This is a genomic window from Microbispora sp. NPDC004025 (assembly GCF_053604425.1).
Window position 1 is genome coordinate 686,623 of sequence record NZ_JBSGHN010000002.1, and the last position, 21,481, is coordinate 708,103.

Genomic DNA, 21,481 nt, shown 5'->3' on the forward strand with positions numbered 1-21,481 from the left:
CCTCGCCGAACTGTACCGCGAGGGAATCTTGCCGGCCGGGAAATTCGCCGAGTCGCGACGCGCGGGCCCCTTCGTCAGCTATTGGATGAGCCGTACAATTGCGACCGCCGGAAGGGAGAGCCGCATGTCCGCCGCGCCGAAGATCACCGCGACCAGCGAGGACACGAGCGTCGCCGACCGGAGCGCGTACGAGGCCGTCGTCGAACGCCTGTCGAAGGCCTCGGTCGACAAGCACTGGGAGCCGTACGTCGACATCCCCTGGGACGACCCGGAGTTCCACGTGGACCGGACCGACCCGCGGTGGGAACTGCCGCCGGCCGACAGGCTGGGCGGCCACCCCTGGTACCTCGCGCAGCCGCCGGAGGTCAGGGCGCGCATCGGGCTCTGGCGGGTCGCCACCGCCATGAAGATCGGGTTGCAGTTCGAGAACCTGCTCAAGCGCGGGCTGCTCAACTACGCCTACCGGCTGCCGAACGGCTCCCCCGAGTTCCGGTACGTCTACCACGAGATGATCGAAGAGGGTCATCACGGGATGATGTTCCAGGAGTTCGTGAACCGCACGAAGCTCCCCATCCGCGGCATGCCCGGCCCGCTCAGGTGATGCCGTGGATCCCGCTGATCTCCACCGAGCTGTTCTTCGTCTTCGTGCTTGTCGCGCGGCGCGAGCGCCTACACAGATGAGTACGACCCCAACGTGCTGATCCGCAGGGCCCGCGCCCTGCACGCGGGGTGGAGCTCCCCCGCAGACCACCAGGCCCGGGAGATGACCCCACTCGCCGGATGACGCGGGGTCACAGCACACGGATCGAGGAGATGAGACGGTTGACGTCCGGCAGGTAGTCGTGCGCAGGGTCGGGCATCTTGATGTAGAGGTAGGCGGGCCGTTCCTTCCCGGTGTCGATCAGGACCAGGATCTGCAGCTCGCTTCGGATCGTCGTGTCCGCCTTGGCGCCCATCCTGGTCTGCCGGACGAGCACCCATGCTTCATGGCCGTCCACGGTCAGCGGCTGCGAGACCAGGTCCACGAAGATGGTGTCGGGCGAGTAGATCCAGGTGAAGGCTTCCATCTGGGCCATGGCCGCCTGGAAGAGCCTGCGCTCGCCTTGGTAGCGGGCAAGCAGCTCCGGGCTCAGCCGGTCGGAGCCGTACAGGGCGAACCAGCCCCGCTCCGGCCGGGACTCCACCCACAGGCTGAGCGTCCGCCCGGCGACGCCCTGCTGCTGCTCCCGGCTCGGCGACGCCCACCCGCCGCCCAGCCGGGCGTAGGACAGCCCCGCCGCGCGATCGGTTAGCCGTCCGATCACCGGGGACGACTTGCCCGGATAGCGCGGCAGCTTCATGATGTCGTCGCTCTGCGCGAGTTCCATCGCCGGTCCCAGGGGGGCCGGCCGGTAGGTCGACGGATCGCCGGGCGTCGCGCCGCACGACGCGATGTGGTTGATGTCCGCAGAGACGGTCTCGCCCTTGATCTGCATCTCGCAGCGGACCAGGAGGCCGCCCACGCCCGTGGCGATCACGGACACCGGTTGGCCGGGATGGACGTCGACGTCCCGGCGGAGCGGCAGACTGACGTCCTTCAGCTCCTCCCGACGATCTCCAGACAGTTCCAGGGCGACGTCGGCACGCCCGTCGCCGTCGATCAGATAGCTCACGGTGACCGGAGGCGCCACGCGGGCCGCCGAACCGACAGCGAACATGGCGCCGTAGCAGAGCAAGATGGCGGCGCCCAGGCCGCTCACCCAGCCGGGCATGGGGGCGCGCATCCGGTGGCCTTCACGCGAGTACGGCATCAGCTCGCCTCCGCCAGCCCGTCGGCCGCGGACCCCGGGGCCAGGGCGAGCCCCGCTCTGCGCGCACGGCGTACGCTGGCGCGCAGCACCTCCTCCACCCTGCGCGCCTCCTCCGTAAGCCCGGCTAACTGGGCGACGGCCAGCTCGTCCCTGACGGTCCGCGCGAGGAGCTCCCGGTACGCCTCACTGCGCGCCGACAGCCGGCGCGCCGTCTCCCACTGCCGCAGCGCCTCGTCGGCGGCGGCGGCCTGGGCGGCGTACTCCTCCAGCGCGGCGACGCGCCGGCTCACCGCCTCGGTCGCCAGGTCGAGGGCCTGTGCCTGTGCGCCGAGCATGTCGGCGATCCTGCCGTCCTCCCGGTGCGGCACGGCCTCGTGCTCGGCCCGCAACGCCTCCACCTGGGCGAGCGTGAGGGCAATCTCCCAGAGCTGGGCGGGCAGCGTGACCGCGTTGCGGACGTCGTCGAGCAGCCCGGACCGGTTCACCTCCGATCCGAGCACCGCCCCGACCGCTTCCCGCGCCCGCTCCAGCAGATCGGCCGACGCGTCGCCGAGGTCCTGCGGGCGTACGTACCGCCCGTGCAGAGTCCGGGCGAGCCGCGCGGCGGGCCCTTCCCCGCACCGCCACAGCAGCACGCCGAAGACGACCGGCATGAGACACCCGCACAGCAGAAGGAACGCCCCCAGCCCCGGGCCCCATGCGATCGAGCCCACGGCCAGACCCGCCAGCACGGCCTGCGCGGCCAGCCCCGCCCACATGACGGCGCCGCCGTAGAACCGGCCCATCGCAGCGGGCAGGAGCGTCCACACCGGTGCGTACGACAGGCAGAGCCCGGCGTCTCGGAGGGTGCGCCCGCCGAACGGCGGATTTCCCGGCGGAGCACCGGGCGGACACAGCACGCCGGCGTCGCTCATCAGGAGCCTGCGCTGACGCTCGGGCACCTCGGGATCGATGATCGGTTCCGGCACGTGTCCATCCTGTGTCTGCACCAGACCGGCCTCAAGATCCCTACCGGAAACGGAATCAGTCAGAGACAAAGCGGCCGAGGCCGCGTAGGACGGCGGCGGCCTGGGTGACGATGGAGTCGATCAGCTCCTCGCACGTGGGCAGGTCGTCGATGAGCGCGACGACCTGGCCGGACGCCATGACGCCGAGGTCCGGGCGGCCGTCCACCATGGCCGGCTTGAGCAGCACCGGAGTGCTGGCGGCCATCAGCACCTGCGACCAGCTCAGCTCCTTGCCGTGCTTCATGGCCAGGCCGTCGCGGATCATGGCGGGCCACGACATGCCGGAGTCGACTCGTGACCTTTCCGCATGAGGCACCACCGCTGCTGCCCAGCGGCGGACCGGGGCACATGCGGCGCCCTGGCGGCTCCCTGCGGGGCCGATGATCCTAGCGCTGTCGCTTCGCGCCCTGCCCCAAGGTTGGCGAGGCGCTGCCTCGATACAGCGGGCGTAGCCGATGCGAATGGCGGCCGCGGGTCGGTAGAGGGTCTACGGGGCGAGCGCCGAGGTGCCGTGCGGCCGGCCAGCGTCGAACGACCGACCTTCTTCAGCAGCCTCGAACCGACCCCGGGTGCCACATCTGGCGCTATGCGGCGACCGATGGCCCGCGCCGGCCGCGTGGGACGCCTACCCCCAGGGACCCTACGCGTTGGTCGAAGGGCTGCTCGCCCACGCCATGCTGGCGACTGCCGGCGGCGTCGGCCCGAGCATGAGCATCGGTCCGGCAGGCGAGGATAGCTCCATCCCGGGCACCGGCTGCGCGGTGGGCCTCCAGGCGCCCGAGATCGCCAGAGGCTGGTGTGCCAGGCTCACCGCGAGTGCCCGTACTCCGCCTGAGGCTCCGCACCCTGGTCACCGCCGACGATCCGGCCCATCCTTGGGGTGGGAGGTGCCGGCATGCTCTACCGGATCCTGGCGGATACGATCACGAGCTGGGTGGACGCGGACATCCCCCGCGACGGCGAGCGGCCCTCGGGCACGCGGCTGCGCGGGGCGTGGGCGTCGGGCGGTCCGTGCTCCTCGCTGGACGGGCTGCGCCTGCCGCCGCTGAACAACCGCCGGGTCCGGTTCTGGTACACCGAGGAGGGCTGGCGCGTGTACGGCCGGGCCCACTGGGCCGAGCTGCGCGAGGCGGGTCACACCGTACGGGTGATCCGCGTCAAGAACGCCCCCGGCTCCCGGGTGGCCTACCGCGACCGCTACCAGGTCGCCCTCCTCCCTCCGTCACCGAGAAGGCGCTGACGACCACCGCCGGATCCCGGCGAGGCGATCCCACACCCGGTCCGGGGACGAGACCCCCGGGACCAGGGGGACGATCCGCCCGAGCGGGTCTACGCGGCGCTGCCGGTGGCCGAAAGGGAGGTGGCGCGCGATCTGCTGTTGCGCCTGGCGGACGTGCGGGACGGCGAGGAGGTGACGCAGCGCAACCCTCGGCGAGCTCGTCGAGGGACGGCCCGACGCTGACGCGGCCCAGCGTGATGCACTTGAACGGGCATCGCTGATCCATCTGGGAGCGGAAACACGAATCGTGGCGTAACGATCAGCTTAGGTGCCGATCTGACTGTGTATCTCGTCGCGGAGAGCTGCCGCATGGTCGGCGAGGCGTAGCAGCTCGGCGTCCTCCGCAGTGGGCGGGGCGGGCGCGCCGAAGGTGAGCAGGCCGGTCAGCCGGTCGAGCATGTCGGCGATCCGCAGCAGCTCGTCCGCGGGGAGATCCGGATCGGGCAGCGCCTCGGCGATGGGGATGAGGATCCGCGCCGCCTCCCCGGCAGCGCGTCGCTGCAGGACCCGCTCCTGATCGGGGTCGGCGTTGTCGGGATGGAACGATGTCTCGTGGTGACGGAGTGACAGAGCGGTCCAGATCGCGGCGACGTCGACGCGATGGTCGCCGTCGGTCATGGCGGTGTAGACGCGCCGCGCCAGTTCGGCGGCGCGGACGCTGGGAGTCGAGTCTGGCGCACCGAAGGTCAGCAGGCCGATGAGTTGACGCAACATATCGGCCGTACGGGTGAGATCCGCACTGCTGGGACGGGAGCCGGGCAGAGACTGGACGATGGGGTCCAGAATGGCCATCGCCTCGGCGGCCGCAGCGCGTTGCAGTTCCTGCTCACGCTTCGGGTCCGGGTTGCCAGAGTTGAACGACACCTCGTGGTGGAAGAGGGCCTCGGCGCTCCATGAGGCGGCGATGTCGAGCCGGTGGTCGCCGTCGCGCAGGTTCGCGAACAGCTGCCGGGCCAGCGCGGCCGCCTGCGTCGCCAGGTCGGTCGTGGGCGATCCAAACGCGAGGAACCCCGCCAGAGCATGCAGATGCTGTGCCAGCAGCGGGTGATTCGCCTCGCCCGTGCCGGGCCGTACGGCCAGGTAGCGCGCCACCTCCCAGCTGTTGCGGGCGGCAGCGAGCTGGACCGGCACATCGTGGGGGTGCGCGGCGCGCGCGGTGGCGAGCCACTCCTCGGCGATCTTGCGCAGCGGCTCGTCGCGGAGGTCGGGGTTCACTTTCAGCGCTCGCTGGAAGTACGCGACGGCCGCCTCGACGGTGGTCAGCGCCTCCTCACGCCTGCCAGCGTCGAACAGCGCCTTCGCCCGGTCTCGAAAGGCTTGGATGACGTCGATGGCCCACTGCGGGCAGGCGGCCTGGTTGTCGCGCCGGAAGGGGTAGACCGGATTGTGGAAGTCGAGCTCGAGCGGAATATCGCAGCTCGGGTACGTGATCTTGATGCGGCCGTCGTGCTGAGCCTTCAAGAACGGCCCCTCGGCGAGTGGCAACCCGCTGAAGTCGTGATCAAGGTCGTCGTCGTCCATCTTGGTGACCCGCGGCCGGTAGGGGGCGCCGAAGGCCCATAGCGAGTTCCGCGGCGCCACGACGAAGGTGAAGGTGTGGTTGTCCGGCGAGCGGAAGATGTACTGCTGAAGGTAGCCCCAGGTATCCGGCAGGTGATTGCCCGTGCTGGTGGCGGTGGCGAACGATTCGAGCGTCATCCCCTTCGTCGGCTCCATGGCATAGATAAGTCCGACGTTCTCGGGAAGGTCGTATATTTCATCCGGATGCGCTTGTAGTCGTGCCGTGAACGCGGCTACGTACACGTTGAGGTCGCCGTCCTCCGCAGTGGACAGGTGCAGGAACGTCCAGTTTCCGTCGACGATGGCGCCGGTGGTCCACCGGCTCGGCAGCCGCAGATTGGCGCCGCAGGCGAATCCCTTGTGGACGCCGAGGTTGTTCGCTGACCGGTCGTCGTTCGGCCATTGCTCGAAGCGGATCAGTTCGTCGAAGTTGAGCGCGGGCGCCCGGGTCGGCAGCAGCGTCGTAGCCTGCGGGACGGCGACCTGCGCGTAGTTGGTCCGCTCGTCGTGGCCATATCCGCTGTTGAGGAAAATGCCGCCTGCGGACAACAGGAAGGACGGCGTCCGGTAGTAGATCTCCACCCCGCCGGCCGCCTGCTCGCTGCCCTCTGTGCCGGGTAGAGAGGGTCGTCGGCCGTGGTAGAAGCGGTGCTGGCCGGACCAGCCACCCAGGGCCAGTACGTACGCTGCGGGAGGCGGCCGGTAGTCGGTCAGCGCGGCGAGTTGCCCTTCCTGGCTCCAATGGTCGGGATACCAGACGGTCGGTTCGTTCGGGTGCACCCGTGGCTGCCCAGCCCACAGGAAGAACAGTCCGGTGAGGGGGTCGTTCGCCGCCGAGTACAGCTCGTTATTCGAAGTGTTGGTAAACGGGGTGCCGTCGGGCCGGGTGTCGGGGAAGGGTGGCCTGTTGATGTTTCTCGGCAGCCGCCGGTAGGGGCCGATCCGTCGCAGCGCGCTACTGGAAACGGCGAACTTCACCGTGGCGTAGTCGAGCAGGATCTGCGCGGCGGTACGGATGGAGTGGTCCTTGGCGAAGTCATACAGGTTGAGCAGGGCATTGAGTGAGTAACGCTGGTATGGGCGCGCGTTGAACTCGAGGAAGTCGTGACACGCGATGGTGTGCATGAACTTCAGCAGCCAGTCGGTGAGACCGTTGTCGAGGCTGTTGTACCGGGGGTCGCCTGTCCGCTCGAACAGGAGCTGGTTTGCCAGGAACCGGGCCGACTCGATCAGCAGCTGGTGGTTCTCCGTCTCCGGAAGCACGATGTCGGTCGTGCTGGTGAAGATGGTCACCGCGACGGCGAACGGGTCCGGGAGGGTGGCCAGCACCGGGTGGGACCAGTCGCAGTCGATCTGCTTCGTCTCCGCGGAGGTGTCGTGCGGCCCGCGCACTGACAACAGCCTGTCGACCAAGTGATCGTAGACCCGCGGCTGAAGCAGGTCGGCGTACCGGTAGGCGATCACCACCAGGTGCTTGAGCAGGGTGTCGTACTCGCCCGGCAGACGCCGGCAGCGGAACAGGGCGGCGAACGTCTCGTCTGCGTCCGTGCTGGTCCCCACCGGTGAGGGCCACAGGTCGAGCAACGTTTCGTTGACCAGAAGGCGACTGGGCGGCTCGCCCGGGTTGCGGAAGTCGGCCTGCCGGTGGACAGCCTGCAGGTGGGCGACCATCGTGCTGCCGAGATCCTCGTTCTGCTCAATCAGCTCTCCGAGCGGCAGGGTCCGGTGCCGCACCAGGTATTCGCCGAGGGCCCGGGCTCTCGCGTGCTCGCTCGCCACCGCTCCCGCCGGTGTGCCGCCCAGCGCATCAACCGGCAGCGGGAAGCCGAAGGCCGGCGCCGTGAAGCGCACGCTCGTGCCCGGGAGCATAGGGTCGCCGAACCCGACGGCCGCGCCGGCCACCCCCGGATACACCCAGAACATGTACCAGCCGTCACCCTTGGCGGGCGAGTACCGCAGATGGCCGCATCCGCTCCGGAAATGCGGCGCGTTTCCTGGCGGCAATGGATCGTCCTCGGTCACGAGATGCTCGGAGATCTTGGTGCCCTCGTAGAACACATCGACCCGGAAGACCGTGTATGTCAGGCCCGAGCCGGGATCCTTGGCCTGGCCCCAGTCCAGCACGATGGTCCCGCCCTGCTGGTATGCCACCATCGCCATCTGCGGGCCGAGCCGGGTATCGACCGCGGCCTGGCCGTACTGGAACTCCTGGATCAGCTGGCCCGGGTCACTCCCCGCCACCGCGGCGCGTGCCGGCCGGCCGAGCGGGCCCGCCGCCCCGCCCAGCTCGTGCCACCGCTCCCCGATCAGGCCCTCCACTGGGAACGGGGGCTCCTCCCCCGGCTCAACCCCGACCGATACGCGGACGGGCGCAGTCCAGCCCTGCCGGCACTGGTCTGCACCGGGGTCGTCGCAGCCGCGGACCGTGAAACCGTACTCCCCGAAACCCTGCGAACGAACCTTGATTCGGCCGCCCTTCCGTTCGTCGGTGAAACTGATGACGCTGCTCGTACGCTCCGGCGGGGCCCCGGCCCTGCTGTAGGTGAGTTCGTACTGCCAATACTCGTAGTTGAAGTCGGAGGTGGGCAGCACGCTCCACTCGAAGGCGATGATGTCCCGTATTCGGTAGACCGTGGTGACCATCTCCTGAGGGACGGACCAGACGATCTCGCAGTGCTCGAAGGTCTGACGGCGGCTTCCTGAGTCGGTATCGGACTCGGCGGCAGCCGGGCGGCCCAGGGGACCGTCCACCCCTCCGGTCCGGCCCCACCGCTCGCCGATCGGCCCACCAACCGCTGGTTCCATCAGAACCTCCCGGGTCAGGTTTACGGTTATTTCTGGATTTCGAGGATGTGTGAAGCCATGACACCGACCGTAGGAATTCGCGCGCTCGGCGGCAACCCCTTGTGAATGCAGAGGTCGCTCGAAGCACACATATAGGAATGATCAGCCGAATATATGTAGAAATCCTCTCGAATATGAGTAAAAGCCGCATAGCTGCGATGAGGCGGGTGAGCAGATCGGCGGGCGATCAGGCGAGAGAGGCGGTCGTCTCGACCGCTCCTCCGGCACGGGCTCGGGACGGCGGCCGGAGGGTCACGGCGATCTGGGGAAGTACGTGCCCGGCGGATGTCGTCTGCCCCCCTGCGTGTGAGCATGGGCCTGTCGGGCGGACCGATTGTGCTCGGTAGAACGAGACCCCCTGCACGGTGACTGGCGGTTCATCTGACGGGGTCGTGGACCGGGTCGACCACTCGCAGCAGGTTGCAAATGTCTACATCGGGTGGCAAGGCGATCCTGAGACGAATTCCTGCCGGGATTACCGCAGCGGGCCCTTTCCGGGTGCCCTGGGAGACGTTCACGCACGGGCGTGGTCAACCCGCCCAGCCCAGTCGATCCGGTGCTTAGACATCCAATCGAGGGATCCGATCCCGCCCTTGGCTGCCCTCCGCAAAAGTACGGGGCGAGGAGCCGTACGACCAGTCGGGCCAGGCCGTTCGTCGCCGCCCCATGATGCCCAGGTACCGGACCTTCGGTGCGTCCGGGTCGATGCTCTGCCGGGTCCGCTAGTGGATGCCGTCGGCACCGATCATGCCGTCCGCGTCGAGCCGATGTCTTCGCCCAAGTCATGAGGACGAGGGTGACTGTGCCGACTGGGCGCGGTGGACCCATTCGGCGCGGTTCGGTGCCGACGGGTCAGGCCTTCCCCGCTGACGACGGGCCGGTGTGGCCGCCGTAGGTGGCGATCTTGTATTCGGTCGCCGCCAGCGACAGGGTCAGCTCCTTGAGCTGCCGGCGGATCGTGTCGCGGTGTTCGAGCAGCAGGTCAAGGCGCTCGGGGACGGTGCCGTCGCCTTCGTCGGCCAGCCGCATGTAATGCTGAAGGTCGCGCATGGCCATCCCAGACAGGCGCATGCGGGTCAGGAACACCAGTCTCCGTACCGCCTCCGCGTCGTAGCTGCGGTGGCCGCTGGCGTCGCGGGCCACCTCGACCAGCCCGATCCGCTCGTAGTAGCGCAGCGTGTGCGGCGACATGTCAAGCAGGTCGGCGACCTCCGTGATGGTCATGGGGTCGGTGACGGCGCTGACATCGACGAGGCGGTGGATTACCTCGACCGACATCGGGCCGTCGACCTCGTCGAGGGCGGCGAGCGCCCTCGACATCAAATCGTCCGTGGCCATGGCGACACTCTAGATCGGCCGGGCGGACGCGGTGGCGCCGGGGAAGTCGGCCGCGCGCGCGGCAGGGGCCCAGCGTTCGAGCTCATCCAGGTTCTGCCGGTAGGACCTGCCGATGCGCTCGACCGCCTCACGCCCGAGCGGAAGGCGCAGCGGCAGCTCATCACCGGCGACCAGGTTCACGATGATCTCCGCGGCCCGTACTGGATCGCCCTCCTGAATCCCGTCGGCGCTCGCCAAGTCGTTGCGGACGGCTCCTAGCAGCCCGGCGTACGCGGCGCTGGCGTCGGCGACCCCGAGCACGCCGGGCGCGTTGAACGAGGTGCGGAACCGGCTCGGCTCGACGATCATCACCCGGACTCCGAATGGCGCGACCTCGCCGGCCAGCGCCTCCGACCAGCCTTCGAGCGCGAACTTGCCGGCCGAGTACGCGCCGACACCGGGGAAGGAGATGCGCCCGCCCTGGCTGCTCATCTGCACGATCGTGCCCGACCTCTGCTCGCGAAAGTATGGCAGGACGGCCCGCACGAGCGCCGCCGGACCCAGCAGATGCAGTTCCAAAGACGCGCGAAGCTCCTCCTCGCTGACCTCCTCGGCCGCGCCGATGACCCCGCGGCCGGCGTTGTTCACCAGTACGTCCACCCGATCGAATCGGTCGGCCGCTGACCGTACGACGTCCCCGGCGCGTCCGGTGTCACGCACGTCGAGCTCGGCGACCAGCACCTGGTCGCGGTGGGCGTCTGCGAGGTCGGCCACCGACCCGGGCCGCCGCACGGCCAGCACCACGTTGTCGCCCCGCCCGAGCGCGCACTCGGCGATGGCACGGCCGAAGCCCGCCGACGCGCCAGTGATGATCCATGTTTGCTGAGTCCCTGGTTGAGATGTCATGCCAGCGACGCTAGGAGTTCGAGCGCGCTCGAACGCAAGCGCGGCGTCCGCCGCTGCTCGTCGACGGTCTGTCTGTCGATGCGTTCACCGTCCCCGGTCAGCCTGCCGAGCCGCACGTCGTCCCCTGTTCCCGAACCCAACGCTGAGCGCGCGCGTTCATGGGCTTTTGGCCGGCCCGTAGCTCGCGCAGGTCGGGGATGTGGTTGTACAGCGTCCCCGGACTCACCCCCAGCAGCTTGGCGATTGACGTGATCGAGTGCTCGGGGTTGGGCAGCAGATCCCGTGCTGCCCGGATGAGGTCCGGGGTGACGACGGTGGGCTGGCCGCCGACGCGGCCGCGGGCGGCGGCCAGGCCCTCGCGGGTGCCGGAGACGAGTTCGCGGATGAACTCGGCCAGGGCGGCGAAGACGTGGAAGACCAGGCGCCCGCCAGGGGTGGTGTCGAGGTTCTCGTGCAGCAAGGTGAAGCCGACCTCGCGTCGGCGCAGGTCGGCCACCGTTGTGATCAAGTCTTGGATGGAGCGCGACAGCCTGTCCAGGGAGGGGACGACGAGGGTGTCACCGGGCTGCATGAAGGCCAGCGCGGCGGCGAGCTCGGGCCTGTCGGTGTCCTTGCTGGACTTCTTCTCGGCGAAGATGCGCCGGCACCCGGCCGCCTTCAGGGCGTCGAGTTGGCGTTCGAGGTTCTGCCCGCCGGTCGGCACCCGCGCGTAGCCGATCTTGATTCGGGCCGAGACGGCGGGTTCGGTGGCGAGCAGGTCCCCTCGCCACGTTGCCCTGGCTGGGTTCGTGCCGGATGAGCTGAGTGTGTCCCGGCCTCGCGGAGGTCAGCTCTCGCGTGTCCAGGCGGGCGTGATCCGCACCTCACGCAACCGCCAGCCTGCCGGCGTGCGGGCCGCGGTGAAGTGCTGTCGCAGGCCGCCGGTGAAGTGGGGCGCCTGGCCGGGGCGGTAGTAGAACACGAGCGAGTTCGCCGAGCCGGCCGCCTGGTCGCCGTCGACGTCCACCAGGAGATCGGTGGTCGTGTGCTGGGCCTCCTGCCCTTCGACCTCGCTCTGGCGCATGAAGCCGACGACGTTGTCGATGCCGCGGAGTTCGCCCCCGCGGGGCGAGTGCACGGCCACATCGTCGGCGAAGACGGTGCCCGCGTCTTGCCATCGCTTCTCGTCGAGCAGGAGCGCGAAGCGGGTGAGCAGGTCGGCGATCTCGATACGGTCGGCGATCAGAGTGTGCGTGGACATGACTTCCTCTTTCGTGCTGCAGGGCAGAGATGTTGTCTTCGCGCCGGGGGTGGCGGGTTTCGGGGAGTCAGGGTTCAGGGGGTGGCCAGCACCGCGTTGGCCCTGCCCAGGACGGTGCTCAGGACGCGGCCCGCGGTGGCCAGGTCCTCGGCCGGCAGGTCGCCCCACAGCCCCTGAGTGATCGGGCCGATGGCGGCGCGGACCTGCGTCCAGCGCTCGCGCCCTTCGTCGGTGACCTGGACGCGGCCCTCGCCGCCGTCGCGCAGGAATCCCGCGGCGGTCAGTTCGGCGATGCGTTCGGCCACCGACGCCTGGCTGAACTGGGTGGCGCCGCCGACCCGCTGGATGAGCTCGGCCCGGTCGATGGTCCCGCCGCTGACCACGGTCAGCGTGAGGGTCACCCACTGGGGTTCGGTGATGCCGGTCCCGGCGAGCTGCCGGTCCAGGATCGCGTTGAGCGCCTTCTCGGTCTGGCCGATGAGCGCGGTGCCGAAGGTCTGGGCTGCGGTCGTCATGATGACCTTCCAAGCCGTTTCATCAACTAACGTTTATTAGACGAACGTTTATGCCACGAACGAACCTACATCGTTAGTCCGACTAACGCAACAGGGTAGGATCGGCGTCATGAACAGCGGAGCCGAAGCCACCGACATGCCACACGACGGCGAGACGCAGACGCCGGACAGACTGCGCCGACGGGCCAGTCGCCTGCTGTCGGGCATGACCGCGCAGTCGGACCGGCTGATCAACGAGGGACTGGCCCAGGCCGACGCCCGCAAGTGGCACTACGCCGTGCTGGCCTCGCTGCATGAGCACGGCCCGGGCAGCCAGGCGACGCTGAGCCGGCGCACCGGCATCTACCGCAGCGACATGGTCGGCGTCCTCAACGAACTGACCGAGCGCGGCCTCGTCGGCCGGGCACCGGACCCCGACGACCGCCGCCGCAACGTCATCACGATCACCGCCCAAGGCCGCCGGCACCTGCGCCGCCTGGACAAGGTCCTGGACGACCTCCACGACGAACTGCTCGCCCCGCTGACCCCCGCCGAACGCGACCAGTTCGTGCACCTGCTCACCCGCCTGCTGGACCACCACACCCGGCAGGCACCGCACCCCCCGATCTCCTGACACGAAACCAGCCACGTGCCCGGCGCCGCGACGCTCGCGCAGCACGGTGGCGGGCCTGCCGCAGCACCAGGTGCGAGATCATCATGCCTGCGGCCGCGGCCACGTCGGACGCGTAGGGGCAAGCTCGCCACCGACGACCGACCCGCTCACTTTCGCGCCGTTGCTCGTCGGGCGAGATTATCGGCCCTTTCGGGCACTTGAGGTCCAGAGAAGGTTAATCCGGCCAGTCTCGCGACCAGCGACTCGCCAACATCCGCCGCATCTACGGCCCTGAGAAAGAGGCCCTCGGCGCCCTGGCCACGATGCCGGAGCGGCGGGCCCGATGGGGCGCCGCCGCGACGTGAGGCCATGGCCTAGAGACTCTCCTCAGCTGCCCGGATGGCGGCGGCTCACGACCCCTTGCGGCTGCGCTTATCCCCCTCCGGCCTCGACGTAGGGCGCCCACCCCTTATCGAGAAGGTGGAACCCCGCATCGATGGCCGCCGCTGGATCGGGCTCACGGATGGCCATGAGCTGAATCTGCAGGGCAAACCGGACGTAGAAGCGGATCTCTTCGCTTGGCTCCTCCAGCCCGAATTCCTCGGTGATCGCCGCGACCAAGGCATCCTCGTGGCGCAACCACATCTTCTCCGCGTAGTCGACCAGAGCCGGCGTCTCCTCCATGAGAGCGAGTATTTGACTCTGCGGCTCGGATCTGAGCGCGGCGATTTCGGAGAGGTAGTGGGCCTTCAGCGCGTCGGAGATCGAGGTCCCCGCCATGCGGCCACTCACCGCAGCAATCAGGCGTTCATGCCGCTCACCTTCGTCACTGAAGACAAGCGCCTCCTTGTGTGGGAAGTGTGTGAAGACCGTCTTGGGCGACACATCGGCCGCATCTGCGATCTCGCGCACAGTCACCGCATCGAAGCCGCGTGCAAGGAAAAGCGTCGTCGCCGCCTCCAATATCGCCGCCCGCGTCGCCGCCTTCTTGCGCTCACGTCGGCCCGCCGTCGCCGCATCCACCATGGCGCATACTCTACACCCGAACACTAAGCATATTGACAGTAAAAGTAGTCTCGATATAGTAAGTGAGTGAGTGAAGTGAACGGTTCTCGCTCATGGCGTACTCGTTGACGGGTTGCCGGGCTCCTGGCCAATGAGGTCTCAGCCCAGCCGCTCGGCCTCCTCGGCGCGCCCGAAAATCGCCGCCGCCGATCGGAGTCGCAGGCACAAGCGAGCCGCGTCGATCTCCGGCGGGCCCTCCCGCCAACCCGGCTATCGGAAAGGGACCCGACCATGTCCGAAGCAATTGACTCACGGTCTAAAAGTCGCGAGATGCCTGCCTCCCACGTGCGCTTGCCTGCGCAGCGCCGAGTGGCGGGAGCGTTGCTCGTCGCCGGGCCGGCGATCTTCCTGCTCGGGGAGTTTGTCGCCGCCGCAGCGTGGACCGACCCCGCCTACAGCTACACGCACCATTTCATCAGCAACCTCGGAGTCCATGGGCCCTCGACCCTGTTCGGGCAGTACATGTACTCGCCCCTAGCCTGGGTAATGAATGCCGGATTCCTCCTCTTCGGGATCACGATCCTGGCCGGAGTGGCCACGCTGCGCGATCTGTCGGACGGCCGCCGTTGGGCCATGCTCGCCCCCGCGACGCTGCTGGCCGTCGGCGGCGTCCTGCTCGCGCTGTTTCCCGGATCTGGCGAGGCACTCAACAACGGCACCGGCGAGTACCACAGCATGGGAGCCTTCGCCGGCTTCGTCGGTGGGAACGCGCTGGCCATCGTGCTCGGAAGCAGGTGGCGGCGCATCGGCATCTCTCCGCAAATGGGGCGAGCACTGATCACGGTCGGCGTGATCGGTCTGCTCTCGATGGTGCTCTACCTCGCGATGATCTTTACCACTGGCGACACCCCCATCGGCATCATCGGCCTGATCGAACGCGGCGCCGTTCACCCGTTCCTGATCGGCCTCATCTGCGCTGGAGCATCGATCTGGAAGCGGAAGACGTGAACGAACCCCTTGCGTCCTCCGTCACCACGGAAATGGCAGCCTGACGCCGAACTCTTCGAGCACCCAGCACACGCAGGCAGAACTCCCGCTCGAACCGCGCCCGGCCCGCGCCCACGATCCGGTCCACTCGCCCCGGCGGCTCGATCTTCAACGTCGACAGCGGCCTTCGGGACCTCCTCCGAATGCCGCGGGAACCGGCCCTCCTGCTCGAAGAACTTGAGCAACAGACCGAAGCCCAGCCGCGTCGCGCCTGTCTTGTTCCCCACCAGCTCCCAGTCGCCGAAGGCGTTGTACCCGAGGTATGCCGGCGAGCGGGCCGGCCACTGACGCCGGCCGAGTGGCAGGAGCACGTGGGAGGCGAGGTGCCCTACGTGCAGACCTGTTGAGGTGCGGCCCTGCCACCCCGGTATTCGCAGTCGCCGAGGGCCGGGCGGACGGGCCCCGGAGCGTGTCGGCAGGCTCCAGGGCCGTCGTCAGTCCTCCCGCCGGGGGCAAGGTGCGTGCCGAGCGACGGTCTGCCGGCCAAGGTCAACGACTACGGCGACACGAGCACGGCCTCCGACAACACCTGCACCGCGATCGCCTACGCCCGCAACACCACGACGCGGCGGATGCCGCGCATGCCCCGCCACCGCCGCTTCGCGCTGAGCGTGCTCACACCGCTGATCATCGGCCTGATGGCGCGGATCATGCTGTCCCCGGCCCGGCTCCGTGATCAGGGCGTTCCGCATTCCCGGCGACGTCGTGCGCGAGGTCTACGTGGACAACCCCGAGACGGCCGCGCAGACCCGCGCGACTCGGTGGCCAGAACGAGGGAGCTGTGCGCCGATCTGGGCATGATGAACCCGGTCAGCCGCCGTCTGTGGCGGGTCATGGGCATCTGGGACGAGCCGAGGGTTCGGGCGAGGAGCAACGCGTGAGCAAGACCGCCGTCGTCACGGGCGGGGCGTCGGGGATCGGGCGGGCCGTCGCCGCCGAGCTCGTACGGCGCGGCGTCCACGTCACGATCGCCGACGTCCGGGGGACCGACGACGCCGCCAAGGAGCTCGGCTGCGCGGGCGTCGTGTGCGACGTCTCCGACGCGGAGGCCGTACGGGAACTGGTCACCGGGGTGGCCGCCGAGCACGGGCGGCTCGACTTCCTGTTCAACAACGCCGGCATCGCGGTGGGCGGCCGTGCCGAGGAGTTCACCCTCGACCACTGGAACCGGACGATCGACGTGAACCTGCGCGGGGTGGTCCACGGTGTGCACGCGGCGTACCCGCTCATGATCGAGCAGGGCTTCGGGCACATCGTCAACACCGCGTCGCTGGCCGGGCTGACCCCCGCGCCCATGATGCTGCCGTACACGACGACCAAGCACGCCGTCGTCGGGCTGTCGCTCGCGCTGCGGGCCGAGGCGGCGGCGCACGGCGTGCGGGTCAGCGTGGTCTGCCCCGGGTTCACCGACACGCCGCTGCTGGACAACGCCAACCCCGGGCTGCCGCAGACCGAGATCGGCCTGCGCGCCCGCACGTCGGCCGTGCGGGCCCAGGGGCGCCTGTATCCCGTGGAGTCGCTCGCCCGCGACGTGCTGCGCGGCGTGGCCGCGAACCGGGCGCTCATCGTGGCGCCCGCGTCCGCCCGGGCCACCTGGCGGGCCGTACGGCTCTCGCCCGCCCTGGCGGTGCGGGCGGCCGGCACGGCCTTCCGCCGGATCATGCGCTGATACACGGCCGGATCACGGGCTGAGCGGCAGGTACTCGAACCAGTCGAACGCGGCGACGTTGGAGCTCGGGCGGCCGTTGGAGCTGGCGTACATGCCGACGTAGGCCCCGGTGAAGCCGCCGGCGACCGCGGTGCTGAGGATCCTGCCGTCCACCGGATCGCCGAGGTCGGTCCACTCCCCCGCCGTCACGGCGTACCTGGCCTGGTAGGCCTGCCCGCGCGCCTCGACGCCGAGGTACAGCCGCCGCTGGCCCGGCACCCGTACGGAGGCGAGCAGGTCGTCGCCGCCCCCTTTCCTGCGGACGAGTTCGAGGCCGCGCTGGGTCCGCACGAGCAGCACGTGGTGGTCGTCGTTCTGCACCAGCGCGAGCCCGGCGCACTCCCCGGCCGCGGGCGTGAAGTCGAGCGCGGCGTGGACGGCGAAGTCCACGTGCTGCTGCCGGCGGGCGACCAGGCTCGGGTTGACCCGCTGGGCCAGCGTCTCGGGCCGCAGCCGCAGCCGCAGCCGGCTGTCGCCGAGGCTCCAGTAGGGCGCGCGCGGGGTGCGCAGGTGGTTCCAGACCGGGGAGAGCCGGCCGGCGTCGAAGTGGTCGCAGGCGGGCACGGCGGGCCAGCGGTGCTCGGGCAGCGCGGGCCCCGCGGCCACGGGCTCGACCTGAGCGGCGACCGGCCAGCCGTCCTCCCAGGTGACCCGGGTGAGGAAGGTCTCCCTGCCCAGGTTGTCGCCCCGCACGTTGCCGGCGCCCAGGTCGCCGGGGGTGCCGTACGGGCGCGTGGCCAGCAGCACCATCCACCACTCGCCGTCCTGGGTCTCCACCAGGTCGGCGTGGCCCGTGCAGGCGATGGGGTGACCGAGGCCGAGATGCCGGTGGGTGAGGATCGGGTTGCGCGGGTTCGGCTCGTAGGGCCCGGTCACGTGGTCGGCCCTGGCCACCACGACCGCGTGGTCATACGACGTGCCGCCCTCCGAGCTCAGCAGGTAGTACCTGCCGCCGATCTTGTACAGGTGGGGGCCCTCGGCCCACACGGCGCCCCGCTGGACGGCCTCCCAGACGACCCGCTCCTCGCCTCGCGGCTCCAGCGTGACCGGGTCGAGCTCCAGGAGGTAGACCTCGGTCTCGCCGGGGTAGCGGGCCGCCTCCTTCTCCCTCGTGGCGGTGAACCAGACGCGGCCGTCGTCGTCGAACAGCAGCGACGGATCCATGCCGCGGGTGCCCGGCAGCCATCGGGGCTCGCTCCAGGGGCCCGCGGGGTCGGCGGCGGTGACGATGAAGTTGCCCGGCCCGTCCACCACCGTGGTCACGACATAGAAGACGCCCCTGTGATGGCGGATGGTGGCGGCGTAGACGCCGCCCGAGGGCCGCACACCGTCAAGGTCGAGCTGAGACGGGCGGTCGAGCACGTGCCCGAGCTGCCGCCAGTTGACCAGGTCGCGGCTGTGGAAGATCGGCACCCCGGGGAACCACTCGAAGCTGGAGGTCACCAGGTAGTAGTCCTCACCCACCCGGCACACCGATGGATCGGGGTGGAACCCGGGGATGACCGGATTCCGGAACTCCCACCCGTCGACTGCGTCGATCATTCGTCCCCTCTCTCAAGCGTGACCGGCCCGGTTCCCCCTTCCGGGGGAACCGGGCCGTCCGGCGCGGACACGGTGCGCCAGAGCCTCCCAGCGCGGGGCCTCCCTGCGCCAGGCCCCCGCGGCGGATCCGGCTCCGGTCATCGGTGTCCGGCAGGATGCCGGGGCTCAGCGCCGAAGCCGGAGCACGCCCCAGTGGCTGGTGTCCCGGTAGCTCTGGCCGGTGGCGTCGCTCCAGGTCACCGCGCTCGTACGGGCGGTCCCGGCGGCGTCGTTGACCTGGACGTCGAAGCCGAGCAGCGTGCCGTCCTCCAGGGGGATCGTGGGCAGCTTCACGGCCGCCTCGACCACGTATCCGCCGGGGACGACCTTCGCGGCGGCCGTCAGGTTGTCCTTCACGCCCGCGGCGTCGAAGGTGCCGCCGACGCTGGTCCTCCCGGAGAAGCTGATCCGGTACTGGCCGTCGTCGTCGCCGTAGCCTCTGGTCTTGCCGTTGCCGGGGTCGACGAAGAACTCGACCGAGTCCTGCTCCCAGGGGTTGGCCGACTGCTCGCTGAGCGTGGGGTCGGAGACCTGCGCCAGCAGGTAGAGCGTCCCGCCGCTCCACAGGGCCCGGGCCCGCGCGGTCGCCCCGGACGTGCCCTGGATCCACGTGGCGGTGCGGATCTCCGGCGCCTCCGACCAGACCCGGTCGACGGCGCCGTCGACCACGGGCTGCCGCCGGGGCGCCGTGGTGAGCTTCACCGCCGGCACGGCCGTCACCGTGCCGGTCCACGTGGTCTCCGATCCGCCGGAGGCGTCCCTGACCACCACGCCGACGTCGGTGCCGAGGGGAAGCCGCGCCTCCACCCGGTAGCCGCCGGGCGTCTTCTTCACGGCCGCGTCCACGCCGTGCGGGTGGCCGCCGTCACGCCCGACCGCGTACGGCCTGCCGCCGACGGTGAACGTCACCCGGTCGCCCCGGTCGTCGTCCGGGTCGCGCACCTCGGCCAGGACGTACAGCCACTTGGCCGACGAGCGCGCCTGGAACCCGGCCGACACCTGGCCCACACGGGCGATGGGGACGTCGGGCAGCAGGTCCCATTCGAGGTCCCGGCCGCCGTCCACCTTCGGCGTCGCGGCGGGGGCCTCCAGCCTGCGCACCAGCGGCGGCAGCTTCGCCGGGTCGGCGATCCCCCAGTACGCCGGCTTGGCCTGGAGCTCGTCGTCGAAGAGCAGCGGCGCGTTCAGCCGCGTGATCGGGAAGGTCGACAGCCACGTGTCGTCGTCGGCCAGGCCCCAGACGGTGACCGAGCTGATCTCGCTCTTGTGCCTGCGGAAGACGTCGAACAGCTCCTTGTAGCGGTAGCCCTGCTCGGCGAGCACCTCCGCGGGGATGGTGTCCCACGTGGAGACGAAGTCGGGGTAGACGCTCACGTCCAGCTCGGTGATCTGCTGGTCCACGCGGAGCGTCGCGAACGTCTCGACGGTGGCCTCGACCTCGGCGGCCGGCGGCTGCTCGATGTTCAGGTGGAGCTGGTGGCCGACGCCGTCGATCGGCACGCCCTCGGCCTTCAGCTTCTTTACCAGGGCGAACAACGCCTGCCGCTTGCGCGGGAACTCGGTGTTGTAGTCGTTGATGAACAGCTTGGCCGCCGGGTCGGTCTCGCGCGCGACCCGGAAGGCCGTGCGGATGAAGTCGAGACCGGTGATCTGGAACCACTTCGACCGGCGCAGCCCGTCGGGCTGGTTCTCGTCGATCACCTCGTTGACCACGTCCCAGACCGCGATCTTGCCCTTGTACCGGCCGACCAGGGTCTTGACGTGGTTCTCCAGCCGCTTCAGCAGCAGCGCCTTGTCCTGCGCGGAGGAGGTGAGGTCGCGGTCGCCGTCCTTGAACACCCAGTCGGGCGTCTGGCTGTGCCAGGCGAGCGTGTGCCCGCGGAAGGTCAGCCCGTGCTGGACGGCGTAGTCCACCAGGTAGTCGCCCTCGGCGAAGCTGAACTCGCCCTCACGCGGCTCGGTCGCGTCCCACTTGAGGTCGTTGCCGGGGGTGACGCCGCCGAAGTGCTTGAGCAGCAGGTCGCCGTGCTCGCCGAGCGTCTGGGCGCGGGAGATCGCCGCCCCCAGGGTGAACGGCACCTCGTCCTTCAGCGAGGGGATGCCGGTCTGGATCGGCTTGGGCTCGACGTACGTCAGCGTGAAGTCGTCCAGGTAGAAGGGGAACGTCCCGTCGTCGGACTCCAGGTAGACGCTGAGGAAGTCCACGTCGTGGGCGAGGGTGTAGGTGCCGGTGAGCTGGACCCACTGCCCCGCCGGGACCGCCTTCGGCGCGGCCACCCGCTCGTAGCTGGGCGTGCCGCCGGTCCGGCGCTCGATCGACAGGCCGAGGTTGCCCGAGGTCGTGTCCGGGCCGAGGCGCACCCAGGCCGACAGGGTGTACTTCGACCCCTTGGCCATCTTGCCCAGCACGCTGATCGCCGGGCCGTCCCACGAGGCCGAGCGGCCGGTGACGGCGAGGCTGCGCGTGCCTCCGTGCGCCGCCTCGGTGCTCGCCGTCAGGGACGCCGAGGCGCGCGGCGACCAGCCCTGCGCCGTGCCGGTCTCGAAGTCGGTGGTGAGCCCGGAGCGCGAGGGGTCGCTGTCGGAGGTGACCACGATGTCGTCGATGTAGTACTTCGCGGTGGCGTCGGAGCTCTCGGCGTAGAGCTGCAGGCCGGTGGAGTCGGCTCCGAAGGAGTAGGTGCCCGACAGCTCGGCCCAGCCGCCGTCGGTCACGGTGGCCGCGGCGACCCGCTCGTAGGTGGTCTCACCGCCGTCGGGGGTGCGCTGCATGGTCAGCGCGATCGTGCTGGACGGCTCCCCGCTCACCATCCGCGCGTACGCGGTCACCTGGTAGGTGACGCCCTTCTCGAAAGGCGGGCTGATGGACGCCCCGTGCCAGGTGGCGGTGCGGCCGGAGGTGAGCAGGGAGCGTGACCCCGAGTGCGCGGCGTCGGAGGTCGCACCGACCTCGACCCCGTCGCCTCTGGGCCCCCATCCCTGGGTGGTGCCGTCTTCGAAGTCGTACTTCGCGACCTGTACGGCCGCGGCGGCGGCGGGATTCGCGTTCACCGCGACCGCCGGCAGTCCCATGAGTGCGCACAAGACGGC

18 protein-coding genes are annotated in these 21,481 nt (G+C 69.8%); 6 read left to right on the top strand and 12 right to left on the bottom strand.

The window, feature by feature from the left end; translation table 11 throughout:
• The first annotated feature begins 124 nt into the window (after positions 1 to 124).
• A complete protein-coding gene (locus ACWEQG_RS07480; RefSeq protein WP_452282615.1) occupies positions 125 to 601 on the top strand; it encodes an AurF N-oxygenase family protein in 477 nt (158 codons plus the stop codon).
• 190 nt (positions 602 to 791) lie between these two features.
• On the opposite strand, the gene ACWEQG_RS07485 is transcribed toward ACWEQG_RS07480, so the two are convergent.
• Genes ACWEQG_RS07485 through ACWEQG_RS07495 form a run of 3 tightly spaced genes read right to left on the bottom strand, consistent with a single transcriptional unit; the run spans position 792 to position 3,062 of the window.
• Positions 792 to 1,790, bottom strand: coding sequence for a hypothetical protein (locus ACWEQG_RS07485; RefSeq protein ID WP_452282617.1), 999 nt, complete (start codon positions 1,788 to 1,790; stop codon positions 792 to 794).
• Complete coding sequence (locus tag ACWEQG_RS07490; RefSeq protein WP_452282619.1) at positions 1,790 to 2,758, bottom strand: hypothetical protein; 969 nt, start codon at positions 2,756 to 2,758, stop codon at positions 1,790 to 1,792. The genes ACWEQG_RS07485 and ACWEQG_RS07490 overlap by 1 nt, the downstream gene beginning before the upstream one ends.
• A 55-nt stretch (positions 2,759 to 2,813) precedes the next feature.
• Positions 2,814 to 3,062 carry a hypothetical protein gene (locus ACWEQG_RS07495; RefSeq protein WP_452282621.1) on the bottom strand — a complete coding sequence of 83 codons (249 nt, stop codon included), beginning with the start codon at positions 3,060 to 3,062 and terminating at the stop codon, positions 2,814 to 2,816.
• Between the two features lie 630 nt (positions 3,063 to 3,692).
• On the opposite strand from ACWEQG_RS07495, the gene ACWEQG_RS07500 reads away from it, so the two are divergent.
• Positions 3,693 to 4,037, top strand: coding sequence for a hypothetical protein (locus ACWEQG_RS07500; protein ID WP_452282622.1), 345 nt, complete (start codon positions 3,693 to 3,695; stop codon positions 4,035 to 4,037).
• Positions 4,038 to 4,340: 303 nt separating this feature from the next.
• Here the strand turns inward: ACWEQG_RS07500 and ACWEQG_RS07505 are convergent, their stop codons facing one another.
• The 6 genes from ACWEQG_RS07505 to ACWEQG_RS07530 all read right to left on the bottom strand — a co-directional run bounded on the left by ACWEQG_RS07505 (position 4,341) and on the right by ACWEQG_RS07530 (position 12,458).
• Positions 4,341 to 8,441 (bottom strand): hypothetical protein, encoded by a 4,101-nt coding sequence (locus ACWEQG_RS07505; protein ID WP_452282624.1) that lies wholly within the window; start codon positions 8,439 to 8,441, stop codon positions 4,341 to 4,343.
• Between the two features lie 891 nt (positions 8,442 to 9,332).
• Positions 9,333 to 9,818 (bottom strand): MerR family transcriptional regulator, encoded by a 486-nt coding sequence (locus ACWEQG_RS07510; RefSeq protein WP_363464395.1) that lies wholly within the window; start codon positions 9,816 to 9,818, stop codon positions 9,333 to 9,335.
• A gap of 9 nt (positions 9,819 to 9,827) precedes the next feature.
• Positions 9,828 to 10,703 (bottom strand): SDR family NAD(P)-dependent oxidoreductase, encoded by an 876-nt coding sequence (locus ACWEQG_RS07515; RefSeq protein WP_452282626.1) that lies wholly within the window; start codon positions 10,701 to 10,703, stop codon positions 9,828 to 9,830.
• A gap of 97 nt (positions 10,704 to 10,800) precedes the next feature.
• Positions 10,801 to 11,460 (bottom strand): recombinase family protein, encoded by a 660-nt coding sequence (locus ACWEQG_RS07520; protein WP_452282888.1) that lies wholly within the window; start codon positions 11,458 to 11,460, stop codon positions 10,801 to 10,803.
• Between the two features lie 69 nt (positions 11,461 to 11,529).
• Entirely contained in the window at positions 11,530 to 11,943 is a 414-nt protein-coding gene (locus tag ACWEQG_RS07525) for a nuclear transport factor 2 family protein (protein WP_452282628.1), read from the bottom strand.
• A gap of 74 nt (positions 11,944 to 12,017) precedes the next feature.
• Positions 12,018 to 12,458, bottom strand: coding sequence for a MarR family winged helix-turn-helix transcriptional regulator (locus tag ACWEQG_RS07530; RefSeq protein WP_452282630.1), 441 nt, complete (start codon positions 12,456 to 12,458; stop codon positions 12,018 to 12,020).
• A gap of 109 nt (positions 12,459 to 12,567) precedes the next feature.
• On the opposite strand from ACWEQG_RS07530, the gene ACWEQG_RS07535 reads away from it, so the two are divergent.
• The gene (locus tag ACWEQG_RS07535) at positions 12,568 to 13,071 is read left to right on the top strand and encodes a MarR family winged helix-turn-helix transcriptional regulator (protein ID WP_452282632.1); all 504 of its coding nucleotides are present in this window, start codon (positions 12,568 to 12,570) and stop codon (positions 13,069 to 13,071) included.
• Positions 13,072 to 13,482: 411 nt separating this feature from the next.
• Here the strand turns inward: ACWEQG_RS07535 and ACWEQG_RS07540 are convergent, their stop codons facing one another.
• Entirely contained in the window at positions 13,483 to 14,076 is a 594-nt protein-coding gene (locus tag ACWEQG_RS07540) for a TetR/AcrR family transcriptional regulator (RefSeq protein ID WP_452282634.1), read from the bottom strand.
• A gap of 309 nt (positions 14,077 to 14,385) precedes the next feature.
• Between ACWEQG_RS07540 and ACWEQG_RS07545 the strand changes: the two genes are divergently transcribed.
• The 3 genes from ACWEQG_RS07545 to ACWEQG_RS07555 all read left to right on the top strand — a co-directional run bounded on the left by ACWEQG_RS07545 (position 14,386) and on the right by ACWEQG_RS07555 (position 16,771).
• Entirely contained in the window at positions 14,386 to 15,063 is a 678-nt protein-coding gene (locus ACWEQG_RS07545) for a DUF998 domain-containing protein (protein ID WP_452282636.1), read from the top strand.
• Positions 15,064 to 15,563: 500 nt separating this feature from the next.
• Entirely contained in the window at positions 15,564 to 15,983 is a 420-nt protein-coding gene (locus ACWEQG_RS07550; RefSeq protein WP_452282638.1) for a diiron oxygenase, read from the top strand.
• Complete coding sequence (locus ACWEQG_RS07555) at positions 15,980 to 16,771, top strand: SDR family NAD(P)-dependent oxidoreductase (protein ID WP_452282640.1); 792 nt, start codon at positions 15,980 to 15,982, stop codon at positions 16,769 to 16,771. The genes ACWEQG_RS07550 and ACWEQG_RS07555 overlap by 4 nt, the downstream gene beginning before the upstream one ends.
• Positions 16,772 to 16,783: 12 nt before the next feature.
• Here ACWEQG_RS07555 and ACWEQG_RS07560 read toward each other — a convergent pair whose 3' ends face one another.
• Both ACWEQG_RS07560 and ACWEQG_RS07565 read right to left on the bottom strand, forming a co-directional pair.
• A complete protein-coding gene (locus ACWEQG_RS07560) occupies positions 16,784 to 18,352 on the bottom strand; it encodes a glycoside hydrolase family 43 protein (RefSeq protein WP_452282642.1) in 1,569 nt (522 codons plus the stop codon).
• A gap of 165 nt (positions 18,353 to 18,517) precedes the next feature.
• Entirely contained in the window at positions 18,518 to 21,463 is a 2,946-nt protein-coding gene (locus tag ACWEQG_RS07565; RefSeq protein ID WP_452282644.1) for an endo-1,4-beta-xylanase, read from the bottom strand.
• Positions 21,464 to 21,481: the final 18 nt, after the last annotated feature.